Source organism: Acinetobacter sp. ANC 5414 (assembly GCF_013004295.1).
Taxonomy (GTDB): domain Bacteria; phylum Pseudomonadota; class Gammaproteobacteria; order Pseudomonadales; family Moraxellaceae; genus Acinetobacter.
In genome coordinates this window covers 26,232-42,636 of record NZ_JABERM010000010.1, presented here as the reverse complement: position 1 = coordinate 42,636, position 16,405 = coordinate 26,232, and the positions used below count along the sequence as shown (strand labels likewise).

Genomic DNA, 16,405 nt, shown 5'->3' with positions numbered 1-16,405 from the left:
GTTATTTACGGTTTAGAATGATTTCTGCAACATGTTCAAGATAGTTTTCCTCTTTCATCTCATGTTGCAGCAGGTATTGCTGATTCGGCTGAATTCCGACACCTTCAATCATCTGCCCTTTGGGGGTGTAATAATGCGATACTGTCATCTGTAAAGCGGCACCGTTGGAAAGCGGGAAAAGTTTTTGTACCACCCCTTTTCCATAGCTCTTCTCACCGACGACCCATGCGCGGCCATGGTCTTTCATTGCTGCAGTAAAGACTTCGGCGGCTGAAGCAGAACGGTTATTGATTAAAATGCCCAGCTTTAAATTCTGAAATTCAAAACTCGGTAAGGCCTGAAATTGTTGATCACCTTCAGAACGGCTTTTGGTGGAAACAATCACACCCTGATTCAAAAATAAGTCAGCAGATTCCACCGCAGCCGACAATAATCCACCCGGATTATTTCTTAAATCCAGCAACACCGCTTTCAGACGTGAGGAAGAATGTTCTTCAATCAAGCGTTTAATTTCATTGGCAGTATCTTGCTGAAAAACTTTGACTTTGATGACTAAAACCTGATTATGCAAAACGCTGGCTTGTATATCGGTTTCTATTTTTTTACTGCGAACCAAACTTATTGGGGGACTATTTTGTGCCAGTTGCAAAGTTAAGGTCGAACCAATCGAGCCATTGAGCAGACTATTCACCTGATTAGGATTGAGTTTTTTCAGTTCTTGATCATCAATCTTAAATACAGCCACGCCATTGCGCAAACCTTGCTTGGCCGAATCGGCATTATCCTTTAAGCCTTGAATCACCCATTGATGTAACTGCTGATCATAAATCAGTTCAAAATCGACAGAGGCGATATCGCCTTCGGTATATTGTAATAATTGCTTATAATCTTCAGGACTGAGGTAGCGAGAATAACGGTCTAGACCACTGACCAAACCTTTAATCGCTTGCTGAAACAAAGCATCGTCATTTTTAGCATCAACATAATTTTCTTTGACAATGCTATAGATTTGAACAAATTGCTGAATCGATTCCACCGGAACTTCATCATAATTTTGTTCAACTTCATCATCAAAATCTAAAACAGGCTGGTCTTTCACTGCAGCAAGTGCAGAATGGCTCACACACATGAATAACGTTGTTAAAGTGACAACCATCTTCCAGCGTTGTAAAGCCATCCTTTCACCTGTTTATCGGGTTAATTTTATGATTTTAAAGTAATCAAATTGCGACCTTGCATTTCTGCAGGTACAGGAATGTGCATGAGGCTCAACAAGGTTGGCGCGACATCTGCAAGTACTCCACCTTCAGCAATGGTCGCTGAAGTTGGTCCCACATAAATGAAAGGCACAAGTTCAGTGGTATGTTGAGTATGTACCTGACCACTGTGATAGTCCTGCATTTGCTCGACATTACCATGGTCAGCGGTAATCAGCATATGGCCTTTTTGTGCCATTACTGCTTCATATACACGACCGAGGCAAGTATCGACCGCTTCAACAGCCTTCACTGCAGCATCAAATACACCGGTATGTCCAACCATATCACCATTGGCATAGTTCACCACCAATAAGTCATATTCACCTGAGTTGATTGCAGCAACCAACTGATCGGTCACTTCATAAGCACTCATTTCCGGTTTCAAGTCGTATGTTGCAACGCTTGGCGATGGAATCAGGATACGTTTTTCACCCGGATATTCATCTTCACGACCACCACTGAAGAAGAAGGTCACGTGCGCATATTTTTCTGTTTCCGCAATACGCAGTTGGGTTTTGCCCAAATTCGATAAATATTCACCAATCGAGTTTTTCAACGCTTCTGGCATATAAGCCACAGGTGCATCAATGGTCGCTTGGTAACGCGTTAACATCACAAATTTAGACAGGTTTGGAACCACTTTACGTTCAAAACCGGCAAAGTCTTTTTCGACAAATGCTTTGGTAATTTCACGCGCACGGTCGGCACGGAAGTTCATAAATACAACGCTGTCGCCATCTTGAATTTTAGCCAGCTCACCAATACGGGTGGCTTTGACAAATTCATCAGACTCATTTGCAGCATAAGCCTGTTCCAGACCTTCTACCGCGGTTGCAGCAGTACGTACTGCTTCACCTTGAGTCAATAGACGATAGGCTTGTTCAACACGATCCCAACGATTGTCACGATCCATGGCAAAATAACGGCCAATCATGGTCGCAATACGGCCTTGGCCCGGATATTGCGCAAAGACTGCATCTAATTTTTCTAAAGATGGTTGCGCACTTTTCGGTGGCGTATCACGTCCATCAAGGAAGGCATGCAGATAAACTTTTGCACCACGTTTTAATGCCAGTTCAGCCATAGCCACAATATGGTCTTCATGCGCATGTACGCCACCTTGTGATAACAAGCCTAAAATATGCACCGCGCCATTCGCAGCTTTGGCTTTTTCAACGGCATCAACCAGCACTTCCTGCTCAAAAAAAGCACCAGTACGAATATCTTTGGTAATACGAGTGAAATCCTGATACAGCACTCGACCTGCACCAAGGTTCATATGACCCACTTCAGAGTTGCCCATTTGACCATCAGGCAGGCCAACATCTTCACCTGAACCTGAAATCAAACCATGTGGATGCTTTTGTTGCATAGCAGTTAAATTTGGTCGTTTTGCTGCCAGGAAAGCATTGTCTTCGACCGCTTCGCGATGACCCACACCATCCATAATTATCAATACGTGAGGGATTTTGCCAGCAGTTGCATCCGTCATAATGAACACTCTTTTGTTTACAATTTCATCGTCATATCTTACCGAATTTTCGGTCAAGACTCTATGTGCAGATCATGACTAAAGCTGATCATGCACCTTGTTTTTATCACTGTCGGAGCAGTTTAACGTGCACGGCGTAGCAAATAACCACCGACCAGCAGCATCAGCACAATCGGCACAAACACAAACCAGGCCGGTGAAGGTGAATAGACCAGACTGGCATAGCCCAAGAAGTCTTGCAGATAGAAGAATCCCAAGCCAATAAATAAGGCAATCACCAAACGAAAACCCATCGACTGTTGACGTAAGGGACCAAAAATAAAGGAACAGGCAATCAGTACCAAGGCAATCAGTGCAAATGGCGAACCGACTTTTTTCCAAAATGCCAGCTTATAGGTTTTTGGAACCTGGCTGTATTCATGCATATAACTCATAAAGCTCACCAATTGACTCGGCGATAAATCTTCAGGGTCAATGGTGACCATATGCACATATTTCGGTTGCAAGGCTAAAGCCAGAGGCAGCTGATCGGTTTTCACCAGGGTTGAATTACCTTGCGGCAGAATATCCATTTGTACAGCAGTTTTTAAATTCCAAGCCCCATCTTTAACAAACTGACCTTGCTCGGCATTTAAAACACCTTTCAAGCGATAACTGTCATCAAAGTCAACCACTTGAACATGTTTTAGCTGCCCTTTGGCATTGGCATAATCAATGTAAATAAAGCGCTGACCTTCACGAGTCCAGTAACCATTGACTTCACCGAGCTCGCTTACACTACGATGGTCTTTGACACTTTTGGCTTGCTCATTGGTATATGGAATCACCCATTCACTGAGTACAAAGGATAAAACCACTAAGATTAATGCGGAGCGAATCACCCAACCGACAATGCGCCATAAGCTAATGCCGACTGAACGCATCACCACCAGTTCACTATTGGAAGCCAAAGTGCCCAGACCAAGTACCGCCCCAATCAATGCAGAGATCGGCAAAATTTCATAGAGGTAATTGGGTGCACCCCATAACACATATTGCAGTGCCTGCCATGCATTATAGGTTTCATTCAAGGAACCCAATTCACCTAAATAGGTAAATAAAACTTGCAGAACCGACAAAATAGCCGTTGCACCCAGCATGGCTAGGGCCGTAGTTTTGGTCACATGTTTGGCAATTATTCGACGTGCTAACATTTTAAGACCTCGCCTGCTGAATTCGTTTCTTGATTTTAGGGGCGAGCTTTTGTTTTCGGGAGAACAAGGCTCCAGCAATACCGTACACGACCAATACCAAAGGATATGCCCAAATTCCTAACTCATCTTTACTGACACGGGTTTTCACTGCCATCAGTGCCACAATCAAACTGGCGAAAATTAGCAAAGCCGGGAATAGTTTTAAATAACGTCCTTGACGAGGACTGACTTCTGAAAGTGCAATCGCCAAAATTAAAGCCACAAGCACTGAAAATGGAACGAAGATCCGCCAGCCCAATTCACTCACAACCACTGGATCATTACGATTACTCCATAGCTTCGCAATCGGTAAACCTTCCACTTCAGCACTTTCAAATTTGGCTTCTTTATCACTTTCCAGACGTAAACGATAAGACTGAAATTCAGCCTGAGTATATTTGGGTGTGCCTGGGAAAATTTCGTAACGGCGCCCTTCAGATAAATCGACAATACTGGCCGTTTCATTGGCAACTTCTACACGAGTTGCTTCCTTGGCCAGAATCATGACATCCGGTTTACCCGGTTTTTCCGCGCGTTGATAGAAAAACACATCTTTGAGATTATGACGGTCTTCTGACAAGTCCCCGGCATAAATGGTATAGGGACCAGAGGAAATAAATTCTTTAGGACGCACCAGATCAAAACCGGTTCTGACCGCCTGATTGGTGGTCAACTCTTCAAACTGACGCAGCCCCCAAGGCGACATCCACACCATCAATACAGTTTGAGCCGCCAGAAAAACCACGGTCAGCGGAATCAGTAAGCGCCCCAGCTGATGCCGACTGATACCACTGCCGTTCATTACCGCCATTTCATGGTCGACATACAGACGGCCAAACACCAGCATCAAACCGATAAAAAAACCGAGTGGAAGAATCAGGGTTAAAAATTCCGGTAGCCGATAACCAATAATGCTGAACAAAATACTGACATCTAAACGACCTTGTGCCGCAATGCCAAAGTACTTGATCAGTCGACCACCCATCATGATCAAGGTAAGCAAGGCAATCACAACCAAGGATGTAGACACCACTTGCTTGACCAGATAACGCCGAATAATCAAATTAATTCTTCCAAAAAAGAGGCTAATAAAAACTAGCGCTAGTTTACCCGAATGGTGAAAATATAAAACCTATACTGTTGTTGCGCATTGAAACTCTATTCATAGAAATGTTTCAATGGTTTAATGGTTTGCAAACTTTCAAAGGCATGAATACAGAACATGAAACTGACAATTAATACGTCATTCCAAGAGAATGCATCTAGCCCCTATTTGTTAATATTAGTCGATTCTGAGCAGCTTCAAAACGCAGCGACTGCTTATGAAATCAATGATTTAAATACCTTAATAGAAGCCGCACAATTTAAAGCCGGTCTAAGTGAATCTTTAGCTCTTGTCGGTAAAGTGGCAGCATGTACCAATAGTGCGCTCATGGGAATCGATAAAGCAGCTGAAATTCAGCCTGCTAAATTAGCAAAAATCGCACAAAGCATTATCAAAGCGTCACAAAAAAAATTCAAACAGATCAGTATTGATATTTCTGCCTTAGCATCTGAACATCATTATTTATTCGCTTTGGCTTTGACTCAAGCCAGTTATGCTTTTGATGAATATAAATCGAAGAAAAATGAATTCATCCTTGAAGAGATTCATCTGATTGCAAACAATGGTACTTTAAATTCACAACAACTTGACTTGATCCATGCCGTGCAATCGGGTCAAAGCTTGGCACGTGATTTAGGTAATCGTCCAGGCAACATCTGTTTCCCTGAATATCTGGCGGAACAGGCACAAGCATTGGCAGCTGAATATCCGGATCTGTTAAAAGTAACCGTTCTTGATGAACTGCAAATGACCGACCTTGGTATGGGCGCTTTTCTGGCCGTCAGCAAAGGTTCGGATCGTCCGGGACGCATCATTACCATGGAATATCAGGCCAATACTGAACAGGCACCTATCGTACTGGTGGGTAAAGGCGTGACTTTTGATAGTGGCGGTATTTCACTCAAACCTGGTGCGGGTATGGATGAAATGAAATTTGACATGTGTGGTGCGGCTTCTGTACTTGGTACGATGCGTGCGCTGTGTGAATCAAAACTGCCGATTCATGTGGTCGGTACCATTGCTGCAGCTGAAAACATGCCTTCAGGTCATGCAACCCGTCCGGGTGATATCGTGACCACGATGAGCGGTCAAACGGTAGAGATTTTAAATACCGATGCGGAAGGTCGTTTGGTTTTATGCGATACCCTGACCTACATCAAACGTTTCAACCCGGCTCTGGTGATTGATATCGCAACATTAACCGGTGCATGTGTAGTGGCTCTAGGTTCAGTGCTGACCGGTCTGTTCACTCCAGATGATGAACTGGCGGCAGAAATCAGTGCTGCTGGTCAAACCTCATTTGACCGTGTATGGCGCATGCCAGTACTTGAAGATTATCAAGAGCAACTTGATTCTCCATTTGCAGACATTGCCAACATTGGTGGCCCTAAAGCCGGCTCGGTGACTGCAGCATGTTTCTTGCACCGCTTCACCCGCGAATACCGCTGGGCACATTTAGACATCGCTGGAACAGCATGGAACTCAGGTACAGCGAAAGGTGCAACCGGTCGCCCTGTTCCATTACTGGTTCAATTCCTGGCGAATCGTGCGCAGTCGAATGGCTAAAGTTAGCTTTTACTTATTTGAAAAAAGTCCCGAACGGCAAGTGGAAAGCACTTGCCGTTTGTGCCGCAAGATTCTGAAACAACCGGAACATATCTGGTTGTATTGTGAAGATTTGGACTTGCAACAGCAATTAGATGAACGATTGTGGAGTTTTGATCCCAGCAGTTTTATTCCGCATGGGATTGATCAGGAACATACCACGATTTGCATTTCAGCTCGACTGCCGGAACAATCTGACTGGATTGTGTTTAATTTTAACAATCAAGCCCTTGAACAGATTGATAAATTTAGTCACATTATAGAAATCATCGAAAATAATGAATCGGCAAAACAGCTGGGGCGTGAAAAATTTAAACAATATCGACGCCTAGGTATTGAACCGCGAACGTTCAAGCTTTAGCCGATCAATTGCAATAAGGAGATATGTGGTGGCATTAAATGTCGGTCAAGATTTTAAACAGCGTTGGTTAAATGTGCCTGAGGCTGTTCGTCAGGCATTTATTGATGACCTACACCGCGTCTGCAATGTGCTGAAACCTGAAACCAATATCCAAAAGTGGTTGGAAAAGGATAAAGAAGCACAACAGCTCTCTTATGAAAAAATTGAACGTGCTTATATCGAACGCAAGGCACAATTGATTGAAGAAGCCCGTCTTCGCAAGCAACGTGCTTTAGAGCAGTCATTGGAAAACAAACGTGCAGCACAAGCTGCCTATGCTCAAGCCTTGCAGTTAGATGAAGCCAGACAATTTGCTGAACAAACCCAAACTTTGGCCTTTATTCGTCAAACTTTAGATCATGAAACCCAAGTTTATACAGCGCGTTATCATAAGAATCCTGAAGGCTCGGCACTGAACTTTTCCAAAGGCATGCTGTCGATTCATGACCATGAAGTACTCTCGGAACTGGAAAGCGTGCGTCTACGTCTAGAGTTGGAAGCGGAAACTCTCATTGAACAGGCGGTGACAGTATTTCGTGCCAAGTTACATCAAGCCAGCCAAGACGAAATTGACTATATTTTAAAGAACTCTGATTTATCCACCGAGAAGACTAAACCCTGATTTCTAATCATAATTAATCCAGACTATTTTTCCGCTGTCATATGAATGACATGTTTATGTCACAAAATGGTCATGTTTTAAAATCTATTTAAAAACATGACCATTTAAATACTTAAACTTCATCTTATTCAGGAATAAAAAATGGATATCTTGAACCAAATTTCGACTCAAATTGCCGCACTGGATTCGGGTGAAAAATGGAGTGTATCTGCTCAAGATTTATGGATTAGCCATGCCGACTTCCACTCAGTTTCAATTTATATTTCCCGAGAGGCGGAAAAAGGACAATTTTCTGTTTCTACTCCAGAGGCATTAAACTCTTGGGTTGCAAGCACATCTGTCACGATTACCAAACACTGAAATAGATTAATAAAAATAGTCCACTTCGGTGGGCTATTGTTATTTTAATACATAGATTTAATTTTTTTTATTCAATTCAAACAAATTCAAATACGGTCTAAACCATTAAAAACTAAAATAAATCTACAGCAATTCCCAACATATTACCTACACCATAGCCCATACCTAATAACAAGCTAATCCAGATCAGCCCGCCTACGACGTTATAAAGCATAAAACTCAGGATATTCATGTGCCCCGCCCCTGCAGCAAAAGGTGCAAATGAACGGACAAACGGGACAAAGCGTGCAACCAGAATGGTTTTTCCACCATGTTTGGTAAAATAATGATTGGTTTTAACAATATATGCAGGTTTCAAAAACCGTGAATGTTCATGGAAAAATTTAAATCCCAACACCTGACCGGTATAATAATTAACGATATAACCCAATACTGCCGCAATAAATAACAATGACCCCATATAAGGTAAATGGACGACATCGGTGGTTGAACATAGTGCGCCAATCGCAAGCAGCAAGCTGTCCCCAGGTAGGAAGAACATGAACACAGAACCCGTTTCTGCAAAAATGATCAGAAATAAAATGGCGTAAATCCACAGGCCATAGTTGTCCAGTAAAGTCGGTAACCATTGTTCAATATGCATTAAAAAATCAAGCATTTGTACCCATCCACTTCCCCCTTTACTATTTGCATAAATGACTAAAAAGTATAAATAAAAACAAAAAAAACAGTCTAGTTTTTCAACCAGACTGTTTTCTATTCTATGGATTTTTACTTCAAGAAGCCATTTTCTGCAAGAAATGCCATGCTTAATTTGGATTGTTCTTGGGTTTCTGCCGCTTTATCACCGAGCATTAAACGTTCGATATAGCGTGCTAAAACATCAACTTCCAGATTAACTTTAGCACCGGTTTTCCATGTACCAATATTGGTTCTTTCAGCCGTATGTGGAATTAGGTTCAGGCTAATCACATTACCGCGTAGGTGGTTAATGGTCAGACTAATCCCATCAACCGTCACTGAACCTTTTTCGGCTAAATATTTGGCAATTTCAGCAGGCGCAGTCACTTCATAATAAATGGAACGGGCATCTTCACGCACCACGGTAATTTCACCGACAGCATCGACATGACCGCTGACAATATGACCGCCAAAACGGGTGGTTGGCAGCATAGCCTTTTCCACATTCACGCGCTGACCGACTTTCCAGGTACCTAAGGTCGTGCGGTTTAAACTCTCACGCGAGACATCGGCTGCATACCAGTTTTCGCCCCATTCAATCACGGTGAGACAAATCCCATTGGTGGCAATTGAATCGCCCAAATGAACATCTGACATGTCGAGACTGGTGCCAATACGCAAACGGACATCACCGCCCACGCTTTGTAAACTTTCCACTTTGCCTAGACTTTCAATAATGCCTGTAAACATAATTTGTTCTCTATTTCTGTATTTGTTTTACCACAATGCCAATTGTGTACTCACGCCTGTAGTATCGACCCCACCCAGTTCAGCAAAATGATATAACTGACCCAAGAGTTGGCGCAATGGTGGACCCGATTTGGCATGAGTGTCGGTAATCACAATAAACTCAAGTACACGTGCGCGTTCTGACTGACGTTGCTTGCTGACACGATAACGCGGTACATCTTGCGTTAACAAAGTCACACGACCACGTTTTAAATTCGCTTGCAGCAAATCACCGGCTTCAATATTACCATCGGTCGAATAGCTGGTCAGAATATAACGCGCATTAATTGTCGCAACCAATTTCTCATACGCTTCTTTGGCGTGCTTGGAAGAGTTGTACTGACTTGGACGCTCTTTACGCCATACACGGTCAATCCCGCTCTTGTAGCCTTTGGTATCTGGACTGGGTAAATCAGCCTGATCCCACAAGGTTAAAGCATTCAGGACGTGATAGTTACTGCCATAGGCATGTTGGTTATACGGTGGATCAAGATAAGCCACATCCACTTCAAAACTGCTCATCTGATTGGCAAGATGCTGGGCATCCACACACCACATTTCAGCGGCCGGTTTTTTCGGTTCGCCAATTTCACAGAAACGACTCGGTGTCAGCCAGAGTAATGATTCAATCCGTTCCAAAGCGGTTTGGGTTTTACCGCCCCAGCCATGATGGAAGCTTTTAAATACCCCACTGGTATTGCTGACAAAACTTGCAGAATAAAGCAATGGCGCAAGCAAGGCCGACATCTCGACATCATCAATTGCCCCTTGCGCCTGCCAGGTCGCAATCTGCTGACGGATCGCATCGATACGCATGCCGTTACGGCGTTTGAAGAACAAACGATCGCGGGTCGGATCATAAATTTCATCATTACGCGGACACAGGTTATGCGTCACCCAACCTTTGACTTCCGGCAAACGGTTTAAATAATCAATGGCTTTTTGATAACCACCCAACTCTTTAAATGCCGGTGCTTCTGTGCAGGATAAAATTGCACTGTTTAAAGCATGGCTGTAGGGTTCCCAGTCATTGGCAATCACGCGATAACCATTTTGCCGCGCCAGACGTGAAACCACGCCCGAGCCTGCAAAAAAGTCAGCAAAAATCGGGGCACGACCATTTTTGCTATTTAATGTTCCCGTACTCTCAAGGGCTTCCAAAATCAGATGAAGTAAACGACGCTTATTGCCTAAATACGGAACAAGCTGATTGAAAAGATATTCGTCTGTGGTACGTGCTGAATGACGACGTTTATGATAAACCGAAGACTCTGAATTCATACTGTCTCTTGAGAAGGGATTAACCTTAAGCGCACATCATCCCCCAATTGGGTGGCCTCCATGAGCTTAAATCGAAGTTGCTCTGCCATACGGCTAAATTCCGCACTAAACATTGCACGTGCTGTTTGACCTAAAAATGTTGGTGCAACATAACTGATCATTTCATCGACTAACTGTTGTTGTAAAAAGGCAGTCGATAATATTGCCCCCGCTTCCACCAGCACATCATAAATTTGATGTTGGGTAGATAGGGTCTGTAGCAAGTCTTTTAAAGGCTGTACTGGCAATTGTAGCACGCCTAAATCAGCCAGTTCCTGACGAAACGGTCCCATGACCATGACTGTATCAGGTTGCTGCAGTATTTTTGCGTTGAGGGGTAAACGTCCCTGACGATCGAGCACCAGACGTTTCGGCTGAACAATGCTGGTGATATCTTCAAGACCATTGAGCTGACGTACATTCAGCTGACAATCATCAGCCAGTACCGTTTCAATCCCGGTAATGACCACACCAGAAATGGCACGCCAATGCTGCACATCCTGACGGGCTTCAGGTCCGGTAATCCATTTTGATTCCCCTGATGCCATGGCTGTTCGACCATCCAAGCTTGAAGCCACTTTTAAACGAACATAGGGCATGCCGGTGGCCATGGCTTTAAGAAAGCCAAGATTGAGTTTTTCTGCTTCTTGTTCACAAATGCCCACTTCAACTTCAATGCCGGCATTTTTTAGAATTTGTACACCTTTGCCTGCGACCAACGGATTCGGATCAGGACAAGCGACAATCACTTTAGCCACACCTGCTTCCACCAAGCCTTTGGCACAAGGCGGTGTGCGACCATAATGCGCACAAGGTTCCAAAGTCACATAAGCGGTTGCGCCTTTGGCTTGATCTGCCGCCTGACGCATGGCAAAGACTTCCGCATGCGGTTGCCCCGCCTTCGGATGAAAGCCTTCACCGACCAGTTGACCATCTTTAACGATGACGCAGCCGACATTGGGATTGGGTTTGGTTGAGTATTGTCCAAGTCGCGCTAATTCAATCGCACGTTGCATCCACAGCTGATCTTGGTGAATGGGATCTTGGCTTAACTTAGACATCTTGAAACTCTTTTAGTGTTCACGGTGTTGCATTTGTTCAATTTGACGTCGAAAAGCTTCTACATCCTGAAAGTCTTGATAAACCGAGGCAAAACGCACATAAGCCACATGATCCAAAGCAAATAAAGACTGCATGACAATTTCACCAATGGTTCGTGATTTCACATCACGCTCACCCAAGCGGCGAATTTGTAATTGGATATCGCTGAGCACAGTTTCAATCTGCTCTTGTGTGACCGGTCTTTTTTGTAAAGCATGCATCAATGAACGGCGCATTTTCGCTTCATCAAAAGGTTCACTTTTGCCGTCAGATTTAATCACCCGAGGCATCACCACTTCATAAGTTTCAAAAGTGGTAAATCGTTCTCCGCAACTAATACATTCACGACGTCGACGAATTTGACAGCCTTCAGCAGCCAAACGCGAATCGATCACTTTACTATCTGCGGCGTTGCAAAACGGACAATGCATAGCGGTTTAATTGAACAAATCAAATCGGGTTTAGAGTGTAGCAAAAATTCTGTGCTTTGTAGAGGTTTACGCAAGATATGGAAAAAAAACAGCCCTTATGGGCTGTTTTACACAATATATTGATTCTCGGTTTTTATATTATTCTACACGTTCGCCATGTTGACTTAAGTCTAGACCCATACGTTCGTCATCCGCTTCGACACGAATACCAATCACCAGGTCAATCAGTTTAAGAATGATGAAAGTGAGTACTGCAGAGTAAGCGATGGTTGCCAGTACGCCTTCAATTTGCACCCATAATTGATGCATCATATTTGCAGGGACTTTATCACCCATGATAAATTCACTGGCGAATACAGCGGTTAAGATTGCACCGACAATACCCCCTACACCATGCAGACCAAAAGCATCTAAAGAGTCATCGGCTTTCAGTGCACGTTTAAGTGCAGTAATCCCCCAGAAGCAGACGACACCGCCAATTAAGCCCATCGCCAATGCACCACCAACAGTAACGAAACCAGCTGCCGGTGTAATCACCACCAGACCAGCAACCGCACCAGATGCACCACCCAATACAGAGGCTTTACCACGAACCACTTTTTCAGTAATTAACCATGCAATTGCTGCGGCTGCGGCTGCAACCTGAGTTACAACTAATGCATAACCAGCAGAACCGTTAGCACCGAGTGCAGAACCACCGTTGAAACCGAACCAGCCTACCCAAACCAGGCTTGCACCGATCACAGTCAAAGTCAGGTTATGTGGCGCCATTGATTCACGGCCCAAGCCCATACGTTTGCCAAGCATGTATGCAGCAACCAGACCTGCAACACCCGAGTTAATGTGAACCACCGTACCACCGGCAAAATCCAGTGCACCGTCGTTACCTAACCAGCCACCACCCCATACCCAGTGGGTAATTGGTGCGTAAACCACAACACTCCAAATGGTAATGAATGCAACGAAAGCGCTGAATTTCATACGTTCTGCAATCGAACCGGTAATGATGGCTACGGTAATGATCGCAAAGGTCATTTGGAAAATAACAAATAGAATTTCAGGAATTGTTCCAGTTAAGGCATCTGTGGTAATGCCGGATAACATGATTTTATCCAAGCCACCAATGAAAGCGTTACCTTGACCAAAAGCGAGTGTATAACCAATCACCACCCAAGTAATACTGACGACTGCCGCTGCAACAAAGCTATGTGCCATTGTGCCGAGGACATTTTTCTTACGAACCATACCACCGTAAAACAGTGCCAAACCTGGAATGGTCATCAATAAAACCAGTGCTGTAGACACTAAAATCCATGCGGTATCACCTGTATCTAATTTTACTTCTTCTTCGACAGGTGCTGCTGTTGCTTCAGCTGGAGTAGGTGCCGCAGCTAATTCAGAATTTGTTAACGATGTATCAGCAGTTTCAACAACTGTGACATCTTCAGAAGGAGTGGATGCTGTTACAGCTTCTTCAGCCCATGCAACAGAACCACCTAAAAGTGCGCCCGATAAACTCAGCGCAATGAGCATTTTTTTCATTCGTATCCCCCAACCTAGTATTTTTTTGAGTTATTAGGTACTCAGCAAACTTCGTGCCAAATTAGACAGCGTCTGCACCTGTTTCACCGGTACGAATACGGATGACTTGTTCTAAATTAGTAACGAAAATTTTACCGTCACCAATTTTTCCTGTGCTTGCAACACGCGTAATCGATTCAATCACTGAATCAACCATATCATCGCTAATCGCGATTTCAATTTTTACTTTAGGCAAAAAATCAACGACATATTCAGCGCCACGATAAAGTTCAGTATGACCTTTTTGACGACCAAAGCCTTTGACTTCAGTTACGGTGATCCCTTGAACACCAATGTCAGAGAGTGCTTCACGCACGTCATCTAATTTAAAGGGTTTTACAATTGCAGTTACGAGCTTCATGTTTGTTTTCCTTCGGCTTCTTTCACCAGTAAGGTTTTATGTTCAAATTTCGTGCCAAACTTTCTAAGGTTGGGGGAAAATAGAGAGTTTCGACACGAGTTTTCTTTATAACCTATTTTATACTTTTAAACGTAGTCTGATCTAAAAAAAAGAGTCATTTTTATTATAAAATTTACGATTTTACTCATCGAACAAAACTATATCTGATTGATGGGGGCTATGGTCTAGGTTTGAGCAATGCTACACTGCTCATACTTCTGCACCGTTAGGGAATCAACAATGATCGAAACTTTATTACAAGCAATCATGGAACAAATCGACCAACCCAAAAAAGATATTGAACATAATTTGCGTGCCTTACTCAATGAAGCGGTTTCCAAGATGGATCTGGTTTCAAAAGATGAAATTGAACGTCAACGTACTGTGCTCAATAATGCCAATTTACGATTGAATGAACTGCTTAAACAAGTTGAAGCATTAGAAATTAAAATTAAGAACAATAAATAAGCACTTTTTTGGTGCACTAAAAGACACAAAACGATTAAAAATAACGCACTATAACGGAACAATAATAATGTCTTTTGCTAAAATTTACACTCGAGGTCTGCTTGGACTTCATGCACCTTTAATTGAGGTGGAAGTTCATGTCAGCCAGGGTCTACCTTCTTTAACCATTGTCGGGCTGCCTGAAGCGGCAGTTCGTGAAAGTAAAGACCGTGTCCGCTCGGCCATTATCAATAGCGGTTTTCAGTTTCCGACGAAGCGCTTAACCATCAATTTAGCCCCGGCAGACTTGCCCAAAAATGGCTCACGTCTCGATTTACCGATCGCTTTAGGGATTTTGATCGCGTCGGGGCAAATATCTGAAAATATTACAGATAATCTAGAATTTATAGGGGAACTGGCTTTAGATGGGCAACTTCGCCCCATCAGCGGTATTTTGAGTATTGCAATTGCTTGCCAGCAGTCAGGACATCAACTGATTTTGCCCGAACAAAATGCCCAACAAGCCTCTCAACTACCTAATTTTGAAGTCTTTGCAGCCAAGCATTTAAAAGATGTGTGCGATCATCTTTCTAATCAACAGCCCATCCAGCAATATCAAGCCAGTCACTCTGCAGCACCGGATCAGTACAAATTTGATTTAGCCGATGTCAAAGGTCAGCTCCGTCCACGACGCGCTTTGGAAATTGCCGCAGCAGGCGGGCATTCTTTATTGTTTAAAGGACCACCCGGTACAGGAAAAACCCTGTTAGCATCACGGCTTGCCAGTATTTTACCGCCTTTAGATACTCAGGAAAATCTGGAAGTTGCCAGCATTTATTCGGTTTCCAATACCTCACACCCCTTTGGACAGCGTCCTTTTCGCGCACCACATCATACGGCTTCAGCGGTCGCTTTAGTCGGTGGAGGCTCACATCCGAAACCCGGTGAAATCACTTTGGCGCATTTAGGGGTTTTATTTTTAGATGAACTGCCTGAATTCGATCGCAAAGTATTAGAAGTTTTAAGACAACCACTGGAATCTAAAGAAATTGTGATTTCGCGTGCTTCACGGCAAATTACCTTTCCGGCAAACTTTCAGCTGATTGCCGCAATGAATCCCTGCCCGTGTGGTTATGCTTTTAATCAGGATATTCGTTGCCAATGTTCTGCGGATGCGATTAAGCGTTATCAGAATCGTATTTCAGGTCCACTACTCGATCGTATTGATTTGCATCTGGATGTGCCGCCATTACAAGTACATGAATTGCAAGATACAACACCCGTCGAAAATTCCCAGACTGTGCGTGAACGTGTGATTCAAGCCTACAAGCTACAAATACAACGACAGCAATGTCTGAATCACGCTTTAAGTCCTAAACAGCTGGAGCAATTTGCACCACTGGATATGCAGGCACAAAAAATCATGGAAATGGCACAGCAGCGCTTAAACTTATCTGCTCGTGCCTATCATCGGGTATTACGTGTCTCCAGAAGTATTGCGGATTTATCCCAGCATGCAGAAATACAAAGCCAGCATTTAACCGAAGCTTTGTCTTATCGGGCACAACAGAGCTAATTCA

17 protein-coding genes are annotated in these 16,405 nt (G+C 43.6%); 6 read left to right on the top strand and 11 right to left on the bottom strand.

What is annotated here, in order from left to right; all coding sequences use genetic code 11:
• Nucleotide 1: 1 nt before the first annotated feature.
• The 4 genes from HLH18_RS05980 to lptF form a co-directional block, all read right to left on the bottom strand.
• Nucleotides 2–1,177: a S41 family peptidase gene (locus tag HLH18_RS05980; protein WP_171546149.1), complete on the bottom strand. Its 1,176-nt coding sequence runs from the start codon at nucleotides 1,175–1,177 to the stop codon at nucleotides 2–4.
• A 26-nt stretch (nucleotides 1,178–1,203) separates the two neighbouring features.
• Nucleotides 1,204–2,751 carry a 2,3-bisphosphoglycerate-independent phosphoglycerate mutase gene (gene gpmI, locus HLH18_RS05975; protein WP_171546148.1) on the bottom strand — a complete coding sequence of 516 codons (1,548 nt, stop codon included), beginning with the start codon at nucleotides 2,749–2,751 and terminating at the stop codon, nucleotides 1,204–1,206.
• Between the two features lie 122 nt (nucleotides 2,752–2,873).
• Nucleotides 2,874–3,944: an LPS export ABC transporter permease LptG gene (gene lptG, locus HLH18_RS05970; protein ID WP_171546147.1), complete on the bottom strand. Its 1,071-nt coding sequence runs from the start codon at nucleotides 3,942–3,944 to the stop codon at nucleotides 2,874–2,876.
• 1 nt (nucleotide 3,945) lies between these two features.
• Nucleotides 3,946–5,046: an LPS export ABC transporter permease LptF gene (gene lptF, locus HLH18_RS05965; protein ID WP_171546146.1), complete on the bottom strand. Its 1,101-nt coding sequence runs from the start codon at nucleotides 5,044–5,046 to the stop codon at nucleotides 3,946–3,948.
• A gap of 159 nt (nucleotides 5,047–5,205) precedes the next feature.
• On the opposite strand from lptF, the gene HLH18_RS05960 reads away from it, so the two are divergent.
• The 4 genes from HLH18_RS05960 (at nucleotide 5,206) to HLH18_RS05945 (ending at nucleotide 8,075) form a co-directional block, all read left to right on the top strand.
• Nucleotides 5,206–6,654, top strand: a complete 1,449-nt coding sequence (locus tag HLH18_RS05960; RefSeq protein ID WP_171546145.1) for a leucyl aminopeptidase — start codon at nucleotides 5,206–5,208, stop codon at nucleotides 6,652–6,654.
• Complete coding sequence (locus HLH18_RS05955; protein ID WP_171546144.1) at nucleotides 6,647–7,054, top strand: DNA polymerase III subunit chi; 408 nt, start codon at nucleotides 6,647–6,649, stop codon at nucleotides 7,052–7,054. Before HLH18_RS05960 ends, HLH18_RS05955 begins: the two co-directional genes overlap by 8 nt.
• A gap of 25 nt (nucleotides 7,055–7,079) precedes the next feature.
• The gene (blhA, locus tag HLH18_RS05950; protein ID WP_350642513.1) at nucleotides 7,080–7,715 is read left to right on the top strand and encodes a cell division protein BlhA; all 636 of its coding nucleotides are present in this window, start codon (nucleotides 7,080–7,082) and stop codon (nucleotides 7,713–7,715) included.
• 141 nt (nucleotides 7,716–7,856) lie between these two features.
• Entirely contained in the window at nucleotides 7,857–8,075 is a 219-nt protein-coding gene (locus tag HLH18_RS05945) for a hypothetical protein (protein WP_131289530.1), read from the top strand.
• A gap of 112 nt (nucleotides 8,076–8,187) precedes the next feature.
• On the opposite strand, the gene HLH18_RS05940 is transcribed toward HLH18_RS05945, so the two are convergent.
• The 7 genes from HLH18_RS05940 to glnK form a co-directional block, all read right to left on the bottom strand.
• Nucleotides 8,188–8,733 carry a VTT domain-containing protein gene (locus HLH18_RS05940; RefSeq protein ID WP_171546142.1) on the bottom strand — a complete coding sequence of 182 codons (546 nt, stop codon included), beginning with the start codon at nucleotides 8,731–8,733 and terminating at the stop codon, nucleotides 8,188–8,190.
• 113 nt (nucleotides 8,734–8,846) lie between these two features.
• A complete protein-coding gene (locus HLH18_RS05935) occupies nucleotides 8,847–9,506 on the bottom strand; it encodes a riboflavin synthase (protein WP_131289534.1) in 660 nt (219 codons plus the stop codon).
• A 27-nt stretch (nucleotides 9,507–9,533) separates the two neighbouring features.
• Nucleotides 9,534–10,826, bottom strand: a complete 1,293-nt coding sequence (locus HLH18_RS05930) for a DNA adenine methylase (protein WP_131289536.1) — start codon at nucleotides 10,824–10,826, stop codon at nucleotides 9,534–9,536.
• Nucleotides 10,823–11,926, bottom strand: a complete 1,104-nt coding sequence (ribD, locus tag HLH18_RS05925; RefSeq protein ID WP_171546141.1) for a bifunctional diaminohydroxyphosphoribosylaminopyrimidine deaminase/5-amino-6-(5-phosphoribosylamino)uracil reductase RibD — start codon at nucleotides 11,924–11,926, stop codon at nucleotides 10,823–10,825. Before ribD ends, HLH18_RS05930 begins: the two co-directional genes overlap by 4 nt.
• Nucleotides 11,927–11,938: 12 nt before the next feature.
• Nucleotides 11,939–12,397, bottom strand: a complete 459-nt coding sequence (nrdR, locus tag HLH18_RS05920; protein ID WP_074946956.1) for a transcriptional regulator NrdR — start codon at nucleotides 12,395–12,397, stop codon at nucleotides 11,939–11,941.
• Nucleotides 12,398–12,535: 138 nt separating this feature from the next.
• On the bottom strand, nucleotides 12,536–13,939 hold the full coding sequence (locus HLH18_RS05915) for an ammonium transporter (protein ID WP_171546140.1): 1,404 nt from the start codon (nucleotides 13,937–13,939) through the stop codon (nucleotides 12,536–12,538).
• Nucleotides 13,940–14,000: 61 nt separating this feature from the next.
• Complete coding sequence (gene glnK / locus HLH18_RS05910; RefSeq protein ID WP_067722465.1) at nucleotides 14,001–14,339, bottom strand: P-II family nitrogen regulator; 339 nt, start codon at nucleotides 14,337–14,339, stop codon at nucleotides 14,001–14,003.
• 279 nt (nucleotides 14,340–14,618) lie between these two features.
• On the opposite strand from glnK, the gene HLH18_RS05905 reads away from it, so the two are divergent.
• Both HLH18_RS05905 and HLH18_RS05900 read left to right on the top strand, forming a co-directional pair.
• Nucleotides 14,619–14,846, top strand: coding sequence for an accessory factor UbiK family protein (locus HLH18_RS05905; RefSeq protein ID WP_171546139.1), 228 nt, complete (start codon nucleotides 14,619–14,621; stop codon nucleotides 14,844–14,846).
• A 67-nt stretch (nucleotides 14,847–14,913) separates the two neighbouring features.
• Complete coding sequence (locus tag HLH18_RS05900; RefSeq protein WP_171546138.1) at nucleotides 14,914–16,401, top strand: YifB family Mg chelatase-like AAA ATPase; 1,488 nt, start codon at nucleotides 14,914–14,916, stop codon at nucleotides 16,399–16,401.
• Nucleotides 16,402–16,405 lie beyond the last annotated feature (4 nt).

What these genes read in the sequence shown, in the direction of transcription:
- lptG (WP_171546147.1), bottom strand. Translation starts at nt 3,944, where the DNA reads ATGTTAGCACGTCGAATAATTGCCAAACATGTGACCAAAACTACGGCC.
- HLH18_RS05960 (WP_171546145.1), top strand. Translation starts at nt 5,206, where the DNA reads ATGAAACTGACAATTAATACGTCATTCCAAGAGAATGCATCTAGCCCC.
- gpmI (WP_171546148.1), bottom strand. Translation starts at nt 2,751, where the DNA reads ATGACGGATGCAACTGCTGGCAAAATCCCTCACGTATTGATAATTATG.
- HLH18_RS05955 (WP_171546144.1), top strand. Translation starts at nt 6,647, where the DNA reads ATGGCTAAAGTTAGCTTTTACTTATTTGAAAAAAGTCCCGAACGGCAA.
- HLH18_RS05940 (WP_171546142.1), bottom strand. Translation starts at nt 8,733, where the DNA reads ATGCTTGATTTTTTAATGCATATTGAACAATGGTTACCGACTTTACTG.
- HLH18_RS05915 (WP_171546140.1), bottom strand. Translation starts at nt 13,939, where the DNA reads ATGAAAAAAATGCTCATTGCGCTGAGTTTATCGGGCGCACTTTTAGGT.
- ribD (WP_171546141.1), bottom strand. Translation starts at nt 11,926, where the DNA reads ATGTCTAAGTTAAGCCAAGATCCCATTCACCAAGATCAGCTGTGGATG.
- nrdR (WP_074946956.1), bottom strand. Translation starts at nt 12,397, where the DNA reads ATGCATTGTCCGTTTTGCAACGCCGCAGATAGTAAAGTGATCGATTCG.
- glnK (WP_067722465.1), bottom strand. Translation starts at nt 14,339, where the DNA reads ATGAAGCTCGTAACTGCAATTGTAAAACCCTTTAAATTAGATGACGTG.
- HLH18_RS05945 (WP_131289530.1), top strand. Translation starts at nt 7,857, where the DNA reads ATGGATATCTTGAACCAAATTTCGACTCAAATTGCCGCACTGGATTCG.
- HLH18_RS05980 (WP_171546149.1), bottom strand. Translation starts at nt 1,177, where the DNA reads ATGGCTTTACAACGCTGGAAGATGGTTGTCACTTTAACAACGTTATTC.
- HLH18_RS05935 (WP_131289534.1), bottom strand. Translation starts at nt 9,506, where the DNA reads ATGTTTACAGGCATTATTGAAAGTCTAGGCAAAGTGGAAAGTTTACAA.
- HLH18_RS05905 (WP_171546139.1), top strand. Translation starts at nt 14,619, where the DNA reads ATGATCGAAACTTTATTACAAGCAATCATGGAACAAATCGACCAACCC.
- HLH18_RS05930 (WP_131289536.1), bottom strand. Translation starts at nt 10,826, where the DNA reads ATGAATTCAGAGTCTTCGGTTTATCATAAACGTCGTCATTCAGCACGT.
- HLH18_RS05900 (WP_171546138.1), top strand. Translation starts at nt 14,914, where the DNA reads ATGTCTTTTGCTAAAATTTACACTCGAGGTCTGCTTGGACTTCATGCA.